The 15,556-nt window shown below is 49.8% G+C and carries 17 protein-coding genes; 9 read left to right on the top strand and 8 right to left on the bottom strand.

Features of this window, described 5'->3' with window-relative positions; translation table 11 throughout:
* The coding region (locus tag ACI7RC_RS23925; RefSeq protein ID WP_408110699.1) for a polymorphic toxin type 35 domain-containing protein at positions 1–331 on the top strand (331 nt) is incomplete at its 5' end.
* A gap of 27 nt (positions 332–358) precedes the next feature.
* Positions 359–790: a hypothetical protein gene (locus ACI7RC_RS23920; RefSeq protein WP_408110698.1), complete on the top strand. Its 432-nt coding sequence runs from the start codon at positions 359–361 to the stop codon at positions 788–790.
* A gap of 197 nt (positions 791–987) precedes the next feature.
* Here ACI7RC_RS23920 and ACI7RC_RS23915 read toward each other — a convergent pair whose 3' ends face one another.
* Entirely contained in the window at positions 988–1,875 is an 888-nt protein-coding gene (locus ACI7RC_RS23915) for a LysR family transcriptional regulator (protein ID WP_408110697.1), read from the bottom strand.
* A 129-nt stretch (positions 1,876–2,004) separates the two neighbouring features.
* Here ACI7RC_RS23915 and ACI7RC_RS23910 point away from each other — a divergent pair, with 129 nt between their 5' ends.
* From ACI7RC_RS23910 to ACI7RC_RS23890, 5 genes are all read left to right on the top strand, one after another.
* Positions 2,005–2,688 (top strand): CoA transferase subunit A, encoded by a 684-nt coding sequence (locus tag ACI7RC_RS23910; RefSeq protein ID WP_408110704.1) that lies wholly within the window; start codon positions 2,005–2,007, stop codon positions 2,686–2,688.
* A gap of 77 nt (positions 2,689–2,765) precedes the next feature.
* A complete protein-coding gene (locus ACI7RC_RS23905) occupies positions 2,766–3,422 on the top strand; it encodes a CoA transferase subunit B (protein ID WP_408110696.1) in 657 nt (218 codons plus the stop codon).
* A complete protein-coding gene (locus ACI7RC_RS23900; protein WP_408110695.1) occupies positions 3,419–4,603 on the top strand; it encodes an acetyl-CoA C-acetyltransferase in 1,185 nt (394 codons plus the stop codon). The genes ACI7RC_RS23905 and ACI7RC_RS23900 overlap by 4 nt, the downstream gene beginning before the upstream one ends.
* Before the next feature lie 72 nt (positions 4,604–4,675).
* The gene (locus tag ACI7RC_RS23895; protein WP_408110694.1) at positions 4,676–6,115 is read left to right on the top strand and encodes a short-chain fatty acid transporter; all 1,440 of its coding nucleotides are present in this window, start codon (positions 4,676–4,678) and stop codon (positions 6,113–6,115) included.
* A 211-nt stretch (positions 6,116–6,326) separates the two neighbouring features.
* Positions 6,327–7,673, top strand: a complete 1,347-nt coding sequence (locus ACI7RC_RS23890) for an aspartate aminotransferase family protein (protein ID WP_408110693.1) — start codon at positions 6,327–6,329, stop codon at positions 7,671–7,673.
* Between the two features lie 79 nt (positions 7,674–7,752).
* Here the strand turns inward: ACI7RC_RS23890 and ACI7RC_RS23885 are convergent, their stop codons facing one another.
* The 5 genes from ACI7RC_RS23885 to ACI7RC_RS23865 all read right to left on the bottom strand — a co-directional run bounded on the left by ACI7RC_RS23885 (position 7,753) and on the right by ACI7RC_RS23865 (position 13,649).
* Positions 7,753–8,829, bottom strand: coding sequence for an ABC transporter substrate-binding protein (locus tag ACI7RC_RS23885; RefSeq protein WP_408110692.1), 1,077 nt, complete (start codon positions 8,827–8,829; stop codon positions 7,753–7,755).
* Between the two features lie 22 nt (positions 8,830–8,851).
* Positions 8,852–9,634 carry an ABC transporter permease gene (locus tag ACI7RC_RS23880; protein WP_408110691.1) on the bottom strand — a complete coding sequence of 261 codons (783 nt, stop codon included), beginning with the start codon at positions 9,632–9,634 and terminating at the stop codon, positions 8,852–8,854.
* The gene (locus ACI7RC_RS23875; protein ID WP_408110703.1) at positions 9,635–10,510 is read right to left on the bottom strand and encodes an ABC transporter permease; all 876 of its coding nucleotides are present in this window, start codon (positions 10,508–10,510) and stop codon (positions 9,635–9,637) included.
* A 35-nt stretch (positions 10,511–10,545) separates the two neighbouring features.
* On the bottom strand, positions 10,546–11,631 hold the full coding sequence (locus ACI7RC_RS23870) for an ABC transporter ATP-binding protein (protein ID WP_408110690.1): 1,086 nt from the start codon (positions 11,629–11,631) through the stop codon (positions 10,546–10,548).
* A 203-nt stretch (positions 11,632–11,834) separates the two neighbouring features.
* Entirely contained in the window at positions 11,835–13,649 is a 1,815-nt protein-coding gene (locus tag ACI7RC_RS23865; protein ID WP_408110689.1) for a sigma-54-dependent Fis family transcriptional regulator, read from the bottom strand.
* A gap of 171 nt (positions 13,650–13,820) precedes the next feature.
* Between ACI7RC_RS23865 and ACI7RC_RS23860 the strand changes: the two genes are divergently transcribed.
* The gene (locus ACI7RC_RS23860; RefSeq protein WP_408110688.1) at positions 13,821–14,459 is read left to right on the top strand and encodes a WCX domain-containing protein; all 639 of its coding nucleotides are present in this window, start codon (positions 13,821–13,823) and stop codon (positions 14,457–14,459) included.
* A gap of 125 nt (positions 14,460–14,584) precedes the next feature.
* Complete coding sequence (locus tag ACI7RC_RS23855; RefSeq protein ID WP_408110687.1) at positions 14,585–14,806, top strand: hypothetical protein; 222 nt, start codon at positions 14,585–14,587, stop codon at positions 14,804–14,806.
* 73 nt (positions 14,807–14,879) lie between these two features.
* Here the strand turns inward: ACI7RC_RS23855 and ACI7RC_RS23850 are convergent, their stop codons facing one another.
* Positions 14,880–15,194, bottom strand: a complete 315-nt coding sequence (locus tag ACI7RC_RS23850) for a DMT family transporter (RefSeq protein WP_408110686.1) — start codon at positions 15,192–15,194, stop codon at positions 14,880–14,882.
* On the bottom strand, positions 15,194–15,523 hold the full coding sequence (locus tag ACI7RC_RS23845; protein WP_408110685.1) for a DMT family transporter: 330 nt from the start codon (positions 15,521–15,523) through the stop codon (positions 15,194–15,196). The genes ACI7RC_RS23850 and ACI7RC_RS23845 overlap by 1 nt, the downstream gene beginning before the upstream one ends.
* Positions 15,524–15,556 lie beyond the last annotated feature (33 nt).

Genomic DNA, 15,556 nt, shown 5'->3' with positions numbered 1-15,556 from the left:
GAGAGATTGGAAATCCTTGTTAGATAATTGGTCAGTCGTAGTTTTAAAAACCGATTTGCAGTATTTCAGTTTAAAAATGATACCTGAGGTTGCTTCCCTAAACAAAAATAATGTTAAGATATTAAATCCCAAACATGCATGGAATAGAATTGTTGAAAATCCAAACGATTGGAACGCGATTTCGGTGATCATCTCTAAGGTAATGAGAGAAGGTGCTAAGAACGTCTTTATGAAAACAAATGGCGTGAAAAACACTGCATTTTACAAGGCATTGCAAATTGGTGACAATATTGTTGAAGTAACCCTATCAGAAAATAGATGGTGTTATTAGAATTTCTAATGCGTGGGTGAAAACAAGATGATAAAAGAGGCAATTTTAAAAGGGGATTTGTTAACCGCGAAGGAGCAAGTGGCTGCAATTGACTTTTCTGTACTTAGCGATCTTTTGCATGAACTGGCATACGAAACTGGTGATTTGGTTTGCTACACCTTTGTTAACTTTTTAATTTACTCTCAGGGAGAAAGTAGTGATCTACATCACCTTGCATCATCTTTGCTCAGTCATCCTTTGTGCTATATTGAAGGAGCGTATCGATCTGCATTGTTACATTCTAGAAGAGCATTAGAACTGTCTCCTGAGGATGTAGGTTTAAAAGAGTATTTGTTGCTTTTTCATATTATCCCGGAAGAATTGGTCTCCAAAGAAGAAGCTATTGAAATAGCAAATATGGTGTTACAAATTGATCCAAAGAGTCAGGTTGCAAAGAATATTATATCAAGGTACGAATAGTTAAAAGATATCCATACCCCAGATGAGTAAACAACGCTCGTCTGGGTTTCCTTGTGCGCCCGGCATGGGCGTCCATCTATAGGGTGAAAGTTCCGAACGGGGGCTGGCGATAGGAGGAAGTATTGATGCTGACTAGCCACCCTTGAAAGAAAAGAACAATTGAAATAAAGAAACTTAGTACCGAATGAATCCATCATTTAACCGCCAACATAATTAACGGCAGAAAACAGTTGCAGAAACTTTCTCAACGCAAACGAATGATAGGCTCCTTTTTTTGTTACAAAGCCTAAATTCCATAAAAGAGGTGATTTTAATGGAATCGTTTTAATGGTTGGATTGCTTTGCCTTTCAAAAAGGATCTTGGGCAATAGCGTTATGCCAAGTTTAGAAGCAACCAGTTCCAAAATTAGATCCCACTGTGAACTCTTATAAGAAATGGAAGGGGTAAATCCTGCCTTTTCACACGCATTGATGATAAAGTTGTGCAAGGTGAAATTTCTTGAAAAAATAATAAATTGTTCGTCTTTTAATTCATATAAAGCAACAGATTCTCTATTGGCAAGCAGGTGTTCGCGATGAATACACAAGACAAATTCGTCGCTGAAAAATGGATAAATATGGAAAAGAGTTTCATCAACGGGCAGAACAATTAATCCAAGGTCAATCTTTCCTTCTTCAACAAGCTGCTCGATCAATTTTGCCCCCAGTTCTACCAGTTCAAGTCTCACATTCGGATATTTCTCTTTGAAAGTACTGGCAATATGCGGAAAAAAAAGCGTTCCAATCAGCGGCGGTATCCCGAATTTTATTTCCCCCACTGCCACATCAACTAACTCCTTCAACAAATTATGGATCTCATTCAGGGACGAAATGGCTAATTGCCCTTGTTTGTAGACAATTTCTCCAGCGTCAGTCAAGTGAAGATCTCGTGATGAACGGTCAAAAAGTTCAACTTGTAATTCTTCTTCCAGCTTTTTAACGGCCTTGCTTAACGAAGGTTGTGATAAATACGTATTCTCTGCTGCTTTCGTGAAACTACGGTGATTAGCTACTTCAATAAAAGACTTTATATCGCGAATCTCCATGTAAAAAATCTCCCTATTATTCTATATGAGAATGAAATGTATTCCAATTATTAATTTTACTTATATTCATACAAAATGTAAACTTCTACATAATAAACAGCATGAGGAGGTATTGATGTGAGCAAATTAATGAATTCTGCTTTGGAAGCGATTTCAGATATTCCAAACGGTGCAACACTTGTTGTTGGCGGATTTGGCTTATGCGGCATACCTGAGAAGGCGATTGAAGCCCTTCATCAACAAGGGACAAAAGATCTTACCGTTTACAGCAATAATTGCGGTGTAGATGATTGGGGGCTCGGCCTTCTGTTAGCGAATAAACAGATTAAAAAGATGATTGCTTCATATGTTGGTGAAAATAAGATTTTTGAACAACAATATTTAAGCGGCGAACTCGAAGTGGAGTTGACGCCGCAAGGAACGCTTGCAGAGCGCATGAGAGCCGGAGGAGCCGGAATTCCTGGTTTTTATACCGCGACTGGTGTAGGGACGCCAATCGCTGAAGGGAAGGAAACAAAGGTATTTAACGGAAAAACATATTTGCTTGAAGAAGGGATCGTTGCGGATTTTGCTCTGGTAAAAGCGTGGAAAGCCGATACTCTCGGTAACCTTGTATACCGAAAAACGTCTCGCAACTTTAATCCCCTTGCAGCAATGGCAGGCAAAATCACGATTGCAGAAGTAGAGGAAATTGTAGAGCCAGGCGAACTGGATCCGGATGAAATCCATACACCCGGCATTTATGTGCAACGGCTCATCGTCGGAACAGATTATCAAAAACGAATTGAACGCAGGACCGTGTTCAAGGCGTAAAAGAAAAACAGGAATGGATTGAAATCTGCGTTCCATAAAAGACGGCTTTCCCAGGACATATAAAGGAGCGGATGATGATGAGGGATACGCGTTTAACAATTGTGAAACGAGCGGTACAAGAAATTAAAGATGGAATGAATGTGAATTTGGGCATCGGGATACCGACACTTGTGGCCAACGAAATTCCCGCCGATTTTAACGTCTTATTGCAATCAGAAAACGGCTTGCTTGGTATCGGTCCATATCCGGTGGAAGGCGAAGAAGATCCAGATTTAATTAATGCCGGTAAAGAAACGATAACCACGGTTCCAGGCGCCTCATTTTTTGACAGTGCCGAGTCTTTTGCCATGATTCGCGGCGGACATATCGACCTGGCCATACTTGGCGGCATGGAAGTCTCTGAAAATGGCGATCTGGCAAACTGGATGATTCCCGGTAAAATGGTCAAGGGAATGGGCGGCGCTATGGACCTTGTGAATGGGGCGAAACGTGTCGTTGTCGTAATGGAACATGTCAATAAAAACGGTGAAGCGAAAATTAAAAAAGAATGTACCTTGCCGCTAACCGGTAAAGGGGTTGTACATCGTTTAATTACGGATTTGGCTGTGTTTGATTTTACGGAAAATGGCATGGTACTTGTGGAGGTGGCAGAAGGCGTAACGGTAGATGAAGTAAAAGAGAAAACAGAAGCAAGCTTTACGGTTTTACCCGAACTTGAGGAGGTGAAAAAATGATCAAAACCGTCATTATTGAAGGTGCCCGTACTCCGTTTGGAAAATTTGGCGGCGCTCTCTCATCATTAACAGCAGCAGAACTTGGCGGAATCGCAATGAAAGAAGCGATGCGGCGTGCAGAAGTAAGTCCGGAAGATTTAGATGAAGTCATTTTTGGAAATGTACTGCAGGCAGGACAAGGGCAAATCCCATCGCGTCAAGCAGCACGAGAAGCAGGCATTCCGTGGAACATCAAAACGGAAACCGTTAATAAAGTGTGTGCTTCCGGCCTTCGAAGTGTGACATTAGCGGATCAAATAATTCGTACCGGTGATGAGGAGATCATTTTAGCAGGCGGAATGGAATCGATGTCAAATGTACCCTATGCAGTGTTCAAAGCACGATGGGGTGCACGAATGGGTGATACACCTATGGTTGATTTAATGATCCACGACGGTTTATCATGCAGCTTTACTGGCGTTCACATGGGCACATATGGCAATACGACTGCAGCAGAGCTTGGCATTACGCGCGAAGAACAGGACTCATGGGCAGTGCGCAGTCACAAGCGGGCGATTGCCGCTATTGAAAACGGAACCCTAGCCGAAGAAATGGTTGCAGTAGAAGTACCGCAGCGAAAAGGTGACCCGCTCGTGATTGATACAGATGAAGCCCCGCGTAAAGACACATCCATGGATGTCCTTGCGAAATTACGTCCTGTATTTGGTAAAGAGGGTACGATTACAGCTGGAAATGCTCCTGGCGTGAATGACGGAGCGGCGGCTCTCGTGTTAATGAGTGATGAACGGGCTAAAAAGGAAGGAAAAAACGTACTCGCAACGATCATCGCACATGCTGAAGTAGCAGTGGAAGCTGAGAAATTCCCGCAAACGCCGGGTCTTGTCATAAACGAACTTTTAAAGAAAACAGGTAAATCCGTTGATGACATCGACTTGTTTGAAATTAACGAAGCATTTGCGGCTGTTGCCCTTACAAGCAATAAAATTGCCCATATCGATCCGGACAAAGTGAATGTAAATGGCGGTGCCGTTGCACTTGGACATCCGATCGGCGCAAGCGGTGCGCGCATTATTCTTACACTTGCCTATGAATTACGCCGCCGCGGAGGCGGTGTAGGTATTGCTGCAATTTGCTCCGGCAGCGGGCAAGGCGATGCGATTATGATTGAAGTAAAGAAATAACAACGAAAGCTATCATTTCTATTTCGTATATTCCCAAAATATAATCATTTTTCCGTGGGTGGTGTGTGTTAGATGGAGATAAGAAAAGTAAATGAAGAGCAAGAAAGTCTGTCAGTACATGAAAAACAAGAGGGTTTTTTGGCCCGCATGGGTATTTCACTGGCAAATTGGAGTGAAAAGTGGTTCCCAGATGCCTATATTTTTGCTGCGGTTGCAGTTGTTTTGATTGCAATCATTGCATTATTAATGGGAAGGACACCTGTCGAAATTGGGGTAGACTTTGGAACGCACTATTGGGATCTGATTCCTTTTACCATGCAAATGGCCTTTATCATTATTACAGGTTACGTAGTAGCTTCTTCTAAACCGGTTCATCAACTAATTGCAAAGCTTGCCGAGATTCCTAAAACAGGAAAAGGCGCAGTAGCTTTTGTCGCTTTTTTTTCCATGTTTACTTCGCTCATAAGCTGGGGTTTTAGTCTGGTGTTTAGTGGAATCCTCATTAAGGAAATTAGCAGTCGGGTAAAAGGCGTAGACTATCGGGCAATGGGGGCTGCAGGGTTCCTTGGGCTTGGCAGTGTTTGGGCATTAGGACTATCATCTTCAGCTGCTTTGTTAATGGCAACGAAAGCTTCCATTCCAGCTGATTTATATAAAATTAGTGGTACAATCTCAATGTCACAAACGATTTTTACTTGGCAAAACTTTGTCTTGATCGTTGTTCTCATCGCTTTATCTGTTTGGATTGCTTTTGTCTCTGCCCCGAATAAAGAAAAAGCGAAGACAGCTGAAATGGCTGGGATTGATTACGGCAGAATCGGAACTGTCGAGGAGAAGAAGAAAGCTCAAAGACCGGGAGAATGGTTGGAATATAGCCCGCTCTTAAATCTCTTATTAGTTGCTGTCGGATTCATTTATATTATACATGTGATTTCAAAAACAGGAGCAATCGCGGCACTTAATCTTAATAATTATAATTTTATGTTATTAATGATCGGATTACTATTGCATTGGACACCTAGAAATTTCTTGAACTCCGTCTCGAATTCTGTTCCGGCTATTGGAGGCGTGCTCATTCAATTCCCTCTTTATGCAGGGATTTTCGGAATCTTAATGAACTCCGGACTGAATGATGTATTGGTGAAATTCTTTCTTTCCATTTCAACGGAGAATACATTTCCACTCGTCGCGGGAGTCTATTCAGCTATTCTAGGGCTTTTCCTTCCTTCAGGCGGCGGAAAGTGGATCGTGGAAGCACCATACTTGCTCGAAGCTGCAAAAGAATTAAATGTCAGCATGGCCTGGGTTGTACAGGTATACAATGCGTCTGAAGCACTTCCTAACATGGTCAATCCATTCTTTATGTTACCCTTACTGGGTGTCTTAGGCGTCAAAGCAAAAGATCTCGCTGGGTATTCGATGTTGCAATTGATTTTCCACGCTCCTGTTGTCCTTTTCTTACTTTGGATCTTAGCCAAAACAATGCCGTATGTAGCTCCGATATTTGAGTAAGGGGTAATACCAGCGAAGCTGTCACAGCCCGCAAAGGAAGCATCGGGGGGGTGTTCCATAAGTTCCAAAACTTGTGGGACAACCCCAGTTGTTTGTTGTTCCGAGGGGGAATAAATAACGGACTATTCCCAACTTTCCATCCGATCATGATATAATCACCCTAAGAACATGCGCTTTGCCCAAAACGAGGGCAAAAAAGGGGCGATAAAAGATGGATATGGAAACGGCTTATGAACAGGCCAAGCGGGACTATCTGCTGAGAACAAGCTCATCCCAAAAGGTTTTTGAACAGGCCGGACAGGTGATGCCAGGCGGAGATACGCGGACGACTGCCTTTTACAAGCCCTACCCGCTGACGATCAGCCGGGCGGAAGGGCCGACTCTGTACGACGCTGACGGGAATGCGTACACGGATTTCCTGAACAACTATACCGCGATGATTCACGGGCACGCCCATCCCGCCATCGCCAAAAACGTGCAGGCGGCACTCGCTCTTGGAACCGCTTACGCTGCGGTCATTCCCGAGCAGCTGCAGTTGGCCGGCATGATCTGCGAGCGGGTGCCGGGAATCGAGACGATTCGGTTTTGCAACTCCGGAACGGAGGCGACGATGTTTGCCGTCCGGGCCGCGCGCGCTTTTACGGGCCGTTCGGGGATCATCAAGATGGAAGGCGGATACCATGGGACGCATGAGACGGTCGAGTTTTCCATCGCTCCGCCGCACCGGCCGGGACTCCCGCCAGCCCCTTTGGTGCCGGTGCCCGCTTCGCCCGGCATCTCCGCCAATGTCTCTCGGGATGTGTACATTGCTCCGTTCAACAATCTGGACGCGATCGAAAGCATTCTGCGAACGAAAGCAAATGAAATTGCCGCCATACTTGTGGAGCCGGTCATGGGAGTAGCCGGTGTTATTCCTCCGCAGCCGGGGTACCTGGCCGGACTGCGCCAATTGGCAGACCGGTATAGTGTGCTCTTGATTTTCGATGAGGTGCAGACCTTGCGCCTTGGTCTGGGCGGAGCGCAAGGATTGTATCAGGTGACGCCTGACCTGACCGCCTTGGCCAAGATCATCGGCGGAGGCTTTCCCGTAGGGGCATTTGGCGGCCGAGCGGAAATCATGGCGATGTTCGATCCGACCCGGCCGAGATCTGTCTCGCAGGGCGGAACCTTTAACGGAAACCGAATCACTATGGCGGCCGGGATTGCAGCCATGGAAATGTTAGACGAAGCGGCTATTGCCCACTTGGAGGCGATGGCAGCGGAGCTGGAAGCGCGGATGGTCCGCAGCGTCCGGCAATCGGCTGTTCCTGTTTCCGTTACCCGAGTCGGTTCCTTGCTGAACGTTCACTTTACCGAGCAGCCGCCGACCGACTATGCATCCACGTACAGCCCGCACCAGCAGCTGGCCGGATTGGTACATCTGGAGCTGCTCAATCGCGGCATCTTTACGGCTCCGCGGGGCATGTGGAACCTGTCGACGGTGATGGGCCAAGAACATATTGTGAAAGCCGCAGACGCTTTTGCCGACGTCATGCAGCTCGTGGCCAGACTTGTTTAGGGAGTAGATCAGGCCGGCAACAGAAGAAAGCAGCCGTGGGCATCGCTGCCCCCGGCTGCTGCTTTTTTTCCAACGATTCCTACTGCGTGCTTTTTACTTCGGACCAGATGCGGTCGTACAACTTGATCGCATCTCCGACATCCTTTACGCCTTCCACGCGGCTCATTTCTTCCGCTGGCGGGTAGATGGCAATATTCTCGAGGACGTCTTTGGGGAGCAGCTTGCGAGCCTCTCCGTTGGGATTGATGTATGGGAAGGATTCGGAGATTTCGGCGCTGATCTCCGGCTCCAGGATAAAGTTGATAAAGGCTTCTGCCGTCTTTTTGTGCTTGGCACCTTTGGGGATGACGAAGTTGTCCATCGTGATCATGAGTCCTTCTTTTGGCAAAGCGGTCTTGATCTGGGGCTTTTCCCGCTGGGCGAGCGCGATCTCCGGCCCCCAGACGAGGGCGATGTTTACCTCGCCGTTGATCAGCAGGGTTTTCGGACTGTCACTGTCGAACGCCTTCACATTTGGCATCAGCTTCAGCATTTTCTGCTTGGCTTCTTCCAGATGAGCGGGGGCGGTATCGTTGCCTGGGTACCCGAGTGTCTTCAGCACGATGCCAATGATGAACCGCTGATCATCCACCAAGACGATCTGCCGTTTGAACTCTGGGTTCCACAGGTCGTCGTAGCTGGTGATTTCGCTTGTGATCTTGTCGGGATTGTAGCCGATCGAGACCGTATTGCCCATGTAGGGAACGGAGTACCTGTTGCCGGGGTCGAAATCCTTGTTGATAAAATCCGGCAGGTAATTCTTAAAGTTGGGAATGTTGTTCACATCCATCGGTTCGATCATGTCCTGCTTGATCATCGATTCGATGAAGTAGTCGCTGGCGACAGACAGGTCAAACACACCGCCGCCGGCAGACAGTTTGGCCAGCATCTCTTCATTAGACGAGAACATGCTGTAATTTACTTTTACGCCATACTTTTCTTCAAACTTTTTGATCACCGACTCTGGCAGATACTCCGACCAGTTGAAGACGTTCAACTCTTTGTCCAGGCCGGATTCGCTCTGTCCGGAGCCGCCTGATGAAGAGCTGCAGCCTGACACAGCCAGGGCTAAGGTAACGACCGTGGAGACGATAATGGACATCCATCCTTTTTTCATCTGTAGACCTCCCTTTTTCTCTTTATGCATTCTTTTTCATTCGCAAGCGCTCGGCGATGATCACGACGACCAAGGTGACGATCAGCATCAGCGTGGAGAGGGCGTTGATCTCCGGGGTTACGCCGAACTTGATCATCGAGAAGATCTTCAGCGGAAGCGTGGTGCTGCCCGGACCGGCGACGAAGAAGCTGATGATCACATCGTCGATCGACAGGGTGAAGGCGAGCAGGGCGCCGGCTACGACTCCGGGCGCGATAACCGGGAGCGTAACCTTGACAAACGTCTGCCAGGGGGTAGCTCCAAGATCCATCGCCGCTTCTTCCAGACTTCGGTCGAAGCCGTCAAGCCGGGCTCTGACTACGACGACAATGTACGGGATGGAGAAGGTGATGTGGGCGGCGATCAGCGTAAAATAGCCCAAGGGGATTTTAATTTGAGAAAACAGGGCGAGCAGGGAGATCCCCATGACGATTTCCGGGATGACCAGCGGCAGGTAGAGCATCGAATCCAGGACTGTCTTGCCGCGAAATTTGTACCGGTACATGCCGACTGCGGCCAGCGTGCCGATCACGGTGGCGGCGATCGTGCTCAGCAGGGCGACCGCCAGTGTCGTCTTGGCGGCCTCCAGCACTTCTCCGTTTTGGAACAGCCTGACGTACCAATCGAAGGTAAAACCCGTCCAGACCGCGTTGAGCTTGGACTGATTGAACGAGTAGGTGATCAGGATCGCGATCGGCGCATAGAGAAACAGATAGATCAGAAAAGCGTAGAAAAGCGCTGCCTTCCGTCCAAGAGAGAGGCGCATTTACAGCAGCTCCTTTCCTTGTTTGTCATTGGTGGTGCGCATGTAGGCGACGATGCAGAGCAAGGTGAGCGCCATCAGGATGATCGAGACGGCCGAACCAAACGGCCAGTCGCGAGCGGTCAAAAACTGGTTCTTGATCAGGTTTCCGATCAGCACGGACTTGCTGCCGCCCATCAGGTCGGGAATGAAAAACAGGCCGAGCGAAGGGACGAACACCAACAGGGAGCCGGCGACAATCCCCGGGGTCGTCAGCGGAAACGTAATCTTCCAGAACGCCTGCCAAGGCTTTGCGCCCAGATCGGCGGCGGCCTCCAGATACGATTTGTCCAGCTTCTCGATCGAGGCGTACAAGGGCAGCACCATGAACGGCAGCATCGTGTAGACCAGGCCGACCAGCACGGCGAAGTTGTTGTACAAGAGGGTCAGCGGCTGTTCGAAGATGCCGGCATTGACCAGCAGCGTGTTGATCACGCCTTCTGTGCGTAGCAGGAGGATCCAGGCATAGGTGCGGATCAGCGAATTTGTCCAAAACGGAATGATGATGAGAAAAAGCAAAATATTGCGATACCTCTGCGGCGACCGGGCGATGATATAGGCAAACGGGTAGCCGAACACCAGGCACAGCAGGGTCGTTGCCAGGGAGAGCAAGCAGGATACCCAAAGGATTTTTATGTAGAGACTGTCAAAAAACCGCGTGTAATTCTCAATCGTAAGCGGCAGCTCAATGCCGCCGAACGAACTGCGGGAGAAAAAGCTGACAAGCAGGATCAGCAGCAGCGGGATGAGAAAAAAGAAGGTCATCCACAGGGTTACAGGCGACAGCGTCCACCATTTGGCCCCATCCTTTGGCTGGCGCTGTTTGGGCTGTGATGGCATGCCTGTTTCGGCGGCAGTCGGCAAGGTTTCCATTTTCATGCGGTCAACACCACCGAATGGGCGGGATTCCAGGTGACGAACAGGTCGTCTCCTGCGGACACAGGTAGCAGCTGGTCTGTTTTCTCGTGAGCTACCAGTTGTTTTCCGCTGGGTGTGGCGACGACTGTCTTGGTCGTGACGCCAGTGTAGATGCGCTCCACCAGTTTGACTGGCAGTTGGTTGACGCCGGAATCGGCCGCCGCGGGAGGCTTAAGCGAAAGCAGGGCCTTCTCGGGACGGATCGCCACTGTGACATCTTGAAGCTTCCGGACCGCAATGCCGGCAGGGGCGATCAGGGAGCGTCCGTCACTTTCGATCACCAATCGGGATTGCCCAACCTCTTTTACCGTGCCGGTGAGCAGATTCGTCTCGCCGATAAATTCTGCGACGAACCTGCTGACAGGCCGGTCGTAGACATCGGTCGGCGTCCCGACCTGTTCAAGCTTGCCGCTGTTCATCACGGCAATGCGGTCTGACATCGTCAGGGCTTCTTCCTGGTCGTGGGTGACAAAGATAAAGGTGATGCCAAGCTGCTGTTGCAGGTGCTTTAATTCAACCTGCATCTGTTTGCGCAGCTTCAGGTCCAGCGCTCCCAGCGGTTCGTCGAGGAGCAGCACTTTGGGATTGTTGACCAGGGCCCGAGCGATCGCTACCCGCTGTTTCTGACCGCCGCTCAACTGATCCGGTTTGCGCCCGGAAAACTCTTCGAGCTGCACCAGCTTTAGCGCGTCTCTCACGCGTTTTTCGATCTCGCCTTTGGCGATCTTCTTCAAGCGCAGACCGAAAGCGACGTTTTCGAAAGTGGTAAGATGTGGAAACAAGGCGTAGTTTTGAAACACGGTATTTAGATTTCGCTGATAGGCGGGCCGATGCTGCACGATTTCACCGTCCAGCAGGATTTCACCCGATGTAGGCGGCTCAAAACCGGCGATCATTCGCAGGGTCGTCGTTTTTCCGCAGCCGCTGGGACCGAGCAGTGTCATGAATTCGCCTTGTTGAATCTCGAGCGATAATTGTTCCACAACTGTATTCTGGTCGTATTGTTTGGTAATCTGCTTCAACTCGACCATGCAATTTGTCAAATTGGATCCCCTCCCGGTGTCTTGTTTTTCTAACCACCTGAATATAGCAAGAATGGTGCCATTGTCATGAGCGGAAATAAAGATCAAATACCTATACATATTTCCCAATAGTTGGAATATTTGTTTAACCGGAAGGGATCGTACTGGATAAATTGGCTCTTATCTCCTGAATTTTCAATCCGAATAGTTCTTAATATTTAGAACTATTTCTCGATTTTGAGAAGCTTATAGGATTCCAGTTTCCGGTATAACGTGGCCAGGCCGATGTCCAGCTTCTCGGCGATCATCCGCTTTGCCTCGAGGGAATCGCCGTACCGTTCGAGATACTCCTGGATGATCAACTGCTCGTGCCGTTTCAGCAAGTCTTTGAGTGAATAGGTTTCATCGGTGGAATTGTCCGGAAGCGGGGCGTACACCGCATTCGTGATCCGCGGCGGAATCGCCTCCACGCCGATAAAGGGACTGCTTGCCATGTTGACAGCGTACTCAATCGCATTTTCCAGCTCCCGCACGTTGCCGGGCCAATGGTACTTCATGAAGATGTGCCGCACTTCCGGCGAGTAATCCAGGAGTTCGTGATCCGTGATCTGCCGGTGCTTCGCCAAAAAGTATTCCATCAAGAGCGGAATGTCTTCGATTCGATCGCGGAGCGGGGGCATGTGCAGCGGGATGACGTTGAGACGGAAGTAAAGGTCTTCGCGAAATTCCCTTGTTGCAACCATCTCTTCCAGGTTCTTGTTGGTGGCAGAGATCACGCGGATGTCGACCGGGATCACCTGATTGGAGCCGATCCGTTCCACTTGTTTTGCCTGCAGGACGTGGAGCAGTTTTACTTGCAGGTGAAGGGGAAGATCGCCGATCTCATCGAGGAAGATCGTACCCCCGTCGGCCAGCTCGAATTTTCCCGCTTTTCCTTCCCGCCTCGCCCCGGTAAAGGCCCCGCCGGCGTAGCCGAACAGTTCGCTCTCCAGGAGCGCTTCGGGGATCGCCCCGCAATTGACGAGAATAAAAGGACCGGAGCGGCGGCTGCTCGCAGAGTGGATCGCGGCGGCGAGCATGCTCTTGCCGGTCCCGCTTTCCCCGGTGATCAGAATGTTGGACGCCCCTCTCGCTACTTGTTCCGCCTGTTTTTTTACCAGTGCAAGCGCTCGGCTCTGTCCGTAAATCTCGGAAAAATACAGGTCTTTTGGCTCATTGGTCAGCACGTAGGCGAGTCGGCGCATGTCAGCCATCCGGCGGAAAGTGGCAACGGCTCCGATGACGGATTCATTGGCCAGGATGGGGCGGGCGGTGACGATGAAGTGCATGTCGCGGCCGTCCAACTGGTAACGTTCTTCCTGTTCGATGTACCCTTTGCCGCTGGACAGCACCGTAAGCATCGGCGATGCGGGCCAGATCTGTTCGAGCGGTTTTGCGATCAGTTGCTCGCGCTTCAGCCCGATGAGCTGCTCTGCGGTTTGATTGCAGGTGCTGATCACGCCTTTTTCGTCGATGGCGATGATCCCTTCGTGAATGGATTCGATCAGCACCTCCAGCTGGTGGGTGGCTTTTTGCCAGTTTTGCAAGGCAGCCTTCTCGGCGATCTTGCTGGTCAAAAGTTCGGACATGCGCTGAAGAAAGGTGAGAAAGGGCATTTTGTTCACAATCAAGGAGCGGTGTTGGGACTCGTCGAATGCGACCAATCCGATCACGCCGATCACTCTGCCGCCGTAGTGGATCGGGCAGCAAAGTTCAGCCATCTCCGGCGTCTGGCCCGTCATCACGGACGGGTCGTACGACGGGTCGTTGCGGGCGTCCTCGACAAAATAAGGCTGATTGTTGCGGATGACCCTCCCGTAAAGGAACCCTGCTTCTACCTGGCCGCCTTCTTCCTTCGTATCGATCTGATCCTTGTACAGTCCGGTGCCGGCGATGATCGTCATCCCATCATCGACGATTTCTGTCTCCAGCTGCAGGGCGGCAGAGATCGCCTCAGCCACCTGCTGGGCGGTTTGCTGAATCCCTTTTAACAAACTCAACTTTTACACCTCCGCGTTCACTTGTGGTTTCCCAAAACCGGGAATGCTTTATTTCTCTTAAAGCTAACATAGAATCCGTGTATTTTGAAGATTCAAATTATTATTCGTGAGAAGGGAGTTGTGCCGCGGCAGAGAAATCATTCTGCAGGATATAGACATAAAGCGGAATGGGTGAATCTAGATGAACCGAACAGATCGAATGCTTGCGATCCTCTTGGAACTGCAGCACGGCGGGAATTGTCGGGCAGAGGATTGGGCCGGGCCAAGCTGCAACTGAAGGCGGAGCGGTTTGAAAGACCGGCCGATTTCGACCTTCACGCCTGCAAACCGCAGAATGACCGGAGTGTTACCGTTCGCGTATTATTTGACCATGCTGTCAGCGAAAGCGTGATCGAGACCCGCTACTTCTACCTCCATCACTGCGAAATGACGGAAGCGGGCATGCTGGCAGAGCTTCGCGTCAGGGAGCCGGAGGAGGTGCTTTCCTGGCTGCTTGGCTGGGGCGCCGGCATGCATGTATTTGCCGCAGGAGAATTCCCGCCTATGAGAATAAAGGTGCCGGAATCTCCCGATTATACACCCGCCAACCCGACTGATCTGGAAAGCGTGAGAGAGCAGTTTCTCCAGCTGATCAAAACGATGAGGGAGGTGGAACCGTCCTTGTCTCAAATCCCCGCCGACGTCAAAATAGAGCATCCTCGTCTTGGCTTTCTGAATGCGAAAGAATGGTTCCAGCTTGTCTGCATGCATTTTCCGCACCACCTGCGGCAGAAGGAGAGGCTGGATCATATGATCCGCTCTGGGAAGTGACCCGTTGGCACGCAAGGTTTCGGCCTTGGGTGCTTTTTTTATGTTTTTACCGGGGGAGAGTTGTTCCTTGTTGGCAGAGTCAAAAGAATATATAATCGGGGTACGGCTACATGGGGGCGGTTGCAGTGCTGTTAAAACTTATCATCGGGATTCTGCTGGCTGTTTTTTTATGGTCGATCATCAAGTGGACGTGGAAATCATTCCTCTTGTTGTGCTTGATCGCGATCGTGTTGTTTTTCGTCTGGAAGGGCGCCTTGATTTTGATCGGCGGAAGTTTTTTGTTTATGTTCGGTCTGCTGGGGACCTTGCTCCTCTTGGTGATCGGCGGCTTTCTCTTCTGGAAATAACAAAAAAGAAAAGGAGCGGGATAACCTGCTCCTTTCCTTTTTTGTGGTATGTAAAAGAGCCGCAGCATCGTCTTCATGCTGCAGCTCGAAGCCCAATTGCTCCGATCAGGATGCAAGCCAGAAAGACCCATTGAAGGGAATTCAGCTTCTCTCTGAACAAGAACACTCCGACGATGCTGATGCCGATGGTGCCGATCGCGGTCCAGATGGCATACGCGACACCGGCCGGAATGACCTGCATGGCTTTGGACAAGAAGAAAAATGAGCAGGCAAAGCCTCCAACCATCAGCGCGATCGGCCATTTCCGCTTCCATCCGTCAATCTGCTTCATCACCACAACGCTGATCACTTCCTCAATCCCCGCAAGCGCCAAAAAGAGCCAAGCCATCAGTTCCTCACCTCCTTGCTTTCTTCTTTTGTCGTCAACTGCAGACCGATCACGCCGGCCAGCAGAAGCAGCAAAAATACGATCTGTTTCAACGAATAAGTCCCACCGAGCAGCACGCCGGTCACGTACGTTCCTACCGTGCCAATCCCGACAAACACGGAGTAGGCGGGAGCGACCGGTATCCGTTTGTACGCTCGGATCAGCATGATGAAGCTCACGGCGACGAGCACGGCAATCACTGCCCAATCGAGGAAGGAGTCAGCATAGGCCAATGCAGACGCCCAGACCACTTCGATTAGGCCTCCTACAACAACGAGCAGCCAACCCATGGGCAGCACCTCCTTACTAATGATAGTGAATGA

The organism is Brevibacillus sp. B_LB10_24, from assembly GCF_046036945.1.
In the GTDB taxonomy this organism is placed as follows: domain Bacteria; phylum Bacillota; class Bacilli; order Brevibacillales; family Brevibacillaceae; genus Brevibacillus_C.
Note: the sequence above shows the minus strand (reverse complement) of the source record. Positions and strands in the feature narration are given on the sequence as shown.

What these genes read in the sequence shown, in the direction of transcription:
- ACI7RC_RS23910 (WP_408110704.1), top strand. Translation starts at nt 2,005, where the DNA reads ATGAATTCTGCTTTGGAAGCGATTTCAGATATTCCAAACGGTGCAACA.
- ACI7RC_RS23920 (WP_408110698.1), top strand. Translation starts at nt 359, where the DNA reads ATGATAAAAGAGGCAATTTTAAAAGGGGATTTGTTAACCGCGAAGGAG.
- ACI7RC_RS23845 (WP_408110685.1), bottom strand. Translation starts at nt 15,523, where the DNA reads ATGGGTTGGCTGCTCGTTGTTGTAGGAGGCCTAATCGAAGTGGTCTGG.
- ACI7RC_RS23875 (WP_408110703.1), bottom strand. Translation starts at nt 10,510, where the DNA reads ATGCCATCACAGCCCAAACAGCGCCAGCCAAAGGATGGGGCCAAATGG.
- ACI7RC_RS23915 (WP_408110697.1), bottom strand. Translation starts at nt 1,875, where the DNA reads ATGGAGATTCGCGATATAAAGTCTTTTATTGAAGTAGCTAATCACCGT.
- ACI7RC_RS23905 (WP_408110696.1), top strand. Translation starts at nt 2,766, where the DNA reads ATGAGGGATACGCGTTTAACAATTGTGAAACGAGCGGTACAAGAAATT.
- ACI7RC_RS23890 (WP_408110693.1), top strand. Translation starts at nt 6,327, where the DNA reads ATGGATATGGAAACGGCTTATGAACAGGCCAAGCGGGACTATCTGCTG.
- ACI7RC_RS23895 (WP_408110694.1), top strand. Translation starts at nt 4,676, where the DNA reads ATGGAGATAAGAAAAGTAAATGAAGAGCAAGAAAGTCTGTCAGTACAT.
- ACI7RC_RS23900 (WP_408110695.1), top strand. Translation starts at nt 3,419, where the DNA reads ATGATCAAAACCGTCATTATTGAAGGTGCCCGTACTCCGTTTGGAAAA.
- ACI7RC_RS23885 (WP_408110692.1), bottom strand. Translation starts at nt 8,829, where the DNA reads ATGAAAAAAGGATGGATGTCCATTATCGTCTCCACGGTCGTTACCTTA.
- ACI7RC_RS23880 (WP_408110691.1), bottom strand. Translation starts at nt 9,634, where the DNA reads ATGCGCCTCTCTCTTGGACGGAAGGCAGCGCTTTTCTACGCTTTTCTG.
- ACI7RC_RS23850 (WP_408110686.1), bottom strand. Translation starts at nt 15,194, where the DNA reads ATGGCTTGGCTCTTTTTGGCGCTTGCGGGGATTGAGGAAGTGATCAGC.